Annotated in this window: 2 protein-coding genes; one reads left to right on the forward strand and one right to left on the reverse strand. The window is 71.0% G+C overall.

What is annotated here, in order from left to right; genetic code table 11:
- Positions 1–23: 23 nt before the first annotated feature.
- Positions 24–1,172, reverse strand: a complete 1,149-nt coding sequence (locus tag AC1DP0_RS20920; RefSeq protein WP_478088317.1) for an acyl-CoA dehydrogenase family protein — start codon at positions 1,170–1,172, stop codon at positions 24–26.
- Positions 1,173–1,390: 218 nt separating this feature from the next.
- Between AC1DP0_RS20920 and AC1DP0_RS20925 the strand changes: the two genes are divergently transcribed.
- The coding region (locus tag AC1DP0_RS20925) for a phytanoyl-CoA dioxygenase family protein (RefSeq protein ID WP_478088319.1) at positions 1,391–2,361 on the forward strand (971 nt) is incomplete at its 3' end.

Below are 2,361 nucleotides of genomic sequence, written 5' to 3' on the forward strand. Positions count from 1 at the left end.
GTGCTGCTCGGGGCGGTCGGTCATCAGCGCAGCCCCAGCCCGCGGGCGATGACGCCGCGCAGGATCTCGTTCGTGCCGCCGCGCAGGGTGAAGCCGGGCCGCTGCAGGATCGCGGCGTGCAGCAGCGTGTCGAGCTCGTCGTCGAGCGCCCACCCCGACGCGGTCAGGGTGTCGACGTAGTCGGCGATGTCGCCCTCCCCCGTCGTGCCGAGCACCTTGACCACGGCAGCGGCCGTGTCGGCGTCCTCGTGGTTCTCGAGCGCCGTGGACACGGCGAACGACATGTGGTGCAGGGCCGCGACGCGCGCGACGTGCCGGCCGAGGCCCGGATCGGTGGGCAGGCGCCCCTCGTCCATGGCCTGCGCGGCGGCGGCCAGGAGCTGGAAGGTCGACAGCACCCGCTCCGGGCCGCTGCGCTCGAAACCGAGCTCGGAGGTCACCTGGGCCCAGCCCCCGCCGACCTCCCCGAGCACCCGGTCATCAGGGATGAACACCCCGTCGAGGTGCACCTCGTTGAAGTGGTGCTCGCCACCCATCGAGACGATCGGGCGGATCGTCACGCCCGGGGCGCGCAGGTCGACGATGAACTGGCTCAGCCCCCCGTGCCGGTGGGCCGGATCGAGAGGCGCCGACCGGGCGAGCGCGAAGAAGGCGTCCGCCACGTGCGCCCCCGAGGTCCACACCTTCGTCCCGGTCAGCCGCCAACCGCCGTCGACCCGGTCCGCCCGCGTCCGCACGCTAGCCAGGTCCGAGCCCGAGTCCGGCTCGCTCATGCCGATGCCGAACACGATCTCGCCGCGGCCGATCCCGGGCAGGAACGCCTGCTTCTGCTCCTCGGTGCCGTAGCGCAGCAGCGACGGCCCGATCTGGCGCTCCGCGACCCAGTGCGCGGCGACGGGGGCACCGACGACGAGCAGCTCCTCGGTCACGACGAACCGCTCGAGGTAGGTGCGACCCTGACCGCCGTACTCCCTCGGGATGACCATGCCGAGCCAGCCCCGCCGGCCCAGCTCACGGGTGAAATCGCGGTCCCAGCGGGTCAGCCACGTGTCGACGTGTGGCACGAAGGCCCCCGCAGCGACCTGCTCGGCCAGGAAAGCGCGAACCCCCAGACGCAGCTCGGTCAGCGCGGGCAGCTCCCGGGCACCGGGAGGGACGAGACGGGCCGACATGCTCACCTTCCTCACGCGACGTCGCAGCGGTTCGTGCGCCACTCTCCCACACGCGTCCGGCGGTCCCACGACGACGTCTGGCCCTCCCGCAAACGCCCGGCCTTTTCGTTGAGCGTTGGGCCAGCATGCTCGCTGCTAGCCTCGAACGAGACGTCAACTGACGAGGTATCTCCCCCCACCCGGACGAGCAGCTCACTCGTTGCAGGAGGACCATTTCCATGACGGCACCAGCCCTCGAGGAAGCCATCGACGCCCTTGACGTCGACAAGTTCTGGGAACGCGGATACGCGATCCTCCCGAACGTCTACACGCCGGAGGAGATCGCGGCCTTCCGCGAGGCCGCGTACGCCTCCCGCGGGTTCGGAGGCGATCTCCTGGCCAACCCGCGCCTGCGCAGCGTCATCACCGACGGTCGCATGGCCGCGGTGGCGCGCAAGCTGCTCGGCACCGACGACCTCGTCTACACCGGCGACAGCTCCTTCACGATCAACGGCACCCAGAAGGGGTGGCACAAGGACAACGCCGACCGCGTCGACCCCCAGGCCCCCGACTGGGCCGACCGCTACACGCAGCTGCGCTTCGGCATCTACTGCCAGGACCACTCCGAGCACACCGGCGGCCTGAACCTGCGCGTCGGCTCGCACGACCTGTGCAACACGACCGAGGGCGAGGTGCAGTACGCCAAGACCAAGCCGGGCGACCTCGCCGTGTGGAGCATGCGCATCACGCACTCCGGCAACGGCATGCTGCTCAAGGACCCCGAGGCGCCGTTCCCGATGCCCAACGAGCACGACCGGTTCAAGCCGGATGAGGTTGCGGAGGCCGATGGCGACCGCATCGCCCTCTTCGCGCACATCGGCGCCGACGACAAGCACGCAAAGCGCTATGCGGACTACACCAAGACCCGCAAGTACCTCGTCGACGCATGGCGCATGCGCCCCTACGACGACGCGGCCCGCCAGGCTGCCAAGGACGCGGGACTGCGCCTGCGTGACCTTCCCGCCGAGGTCATGGACGACCCCACTGCCGGCCTGAACGAGCTCTGGCAGCCCTTCCCCTACGAGGGACAGAAGACGAAGGCGGCGGCCGCCACGGCGGCTCCGGCGACTCCCGCGGCTCCGGCGACCGGCACGTCCGGTGGGACCGACGTCAAGGCCGTCGCGAAGGCGGCCCTGCGTCGCGCCTACCG

This window comes from Terrabacter sp. P5_B1 (assembly GCF_056400505.1).